The organism is Barnesiella propionica (assembly GCF_025567045.1).
Classification (GTDB): domain Bacteria; phylum Bacteroidota; class Bacteroidia; order Bacteroidales; family Barnesiellaceae; genus Barnesiella_B; species Barnesiella_B propionica.
Window position 1 is genome coordinate 1 of record NZ_JAOQJK010000025.1, and the last position, 519, is coordinate 519.

General features: G+C 45.3%; 1 protein-coding gene and 1 rRNA gene. One reads left to right on the forward strand and one right to left on the reverse strand.

The features are described 5' to 3' along the window. The first annotated feature begins 173 nt into the window (after positions 1-173). Positions 174-305, forward strand: a complete 132-nt coding sequence (locus OCV73_RS14475; protein ID WP_262512982.1) for a hypothetical protein — start codon at positions 174-176, stop codon at positions 303-305. Between the two features lie 95 nt (positions 306-400). Here the strand turns inward: OCV73_RS14475 and rrf are convergent. Further along, positions 401-510, reverse strand: a 5S ribosomal RNA gene (gene rrf, locus OCV73_RS14480). Between the last annotated feature and the right edge of the window lie 9 nt (positions 511-519).

The following is a 519-nucleotide window of genomic DNA, read 5'->3' on the forward strand; positions in this document are numbered from 1 at the left end:
TAAAACATTTACAGACGCCGCCATACGTGAGTTAGAGGAAAAACAATAGTATTATTTGGATTCTTAATGAATAAAGGGTATATATTTTCTTAGGAATATAACTGATTATATCTGACTGGCATTGGGCGGGAGAATATTTCTTCTGCGGAAAATACATGATATGAAATAGTGTTATGGTGCCTGAAACAGCAGTCTGCCTGAAGGGGGTGGGTGCGGTGAGACCGCTCATTCATCCGGCGTTCCGCCTGTTTGCAGGGAGGGAAGATAAGGTATATAAGTGTGATGTGGTATGGGTATGGGTGTGAGTGTTGAGTAATGATCTGATGTTCTTGACCTGTACATATAAAACAGGAGCCTGATCTTCCGGGGGTCATCTCCCCCCTTCCGACAAGGCTCCTTTATGTGGCGGCTACCTACTCTCCCACTTTGCGCAGTACCATCGGCGTGACGAGGCTTAACTTCTCTGTTCGGTATGGGAAGAGGTGGGACCCTCGTGCTATAACCACCTTAATTTCTTTT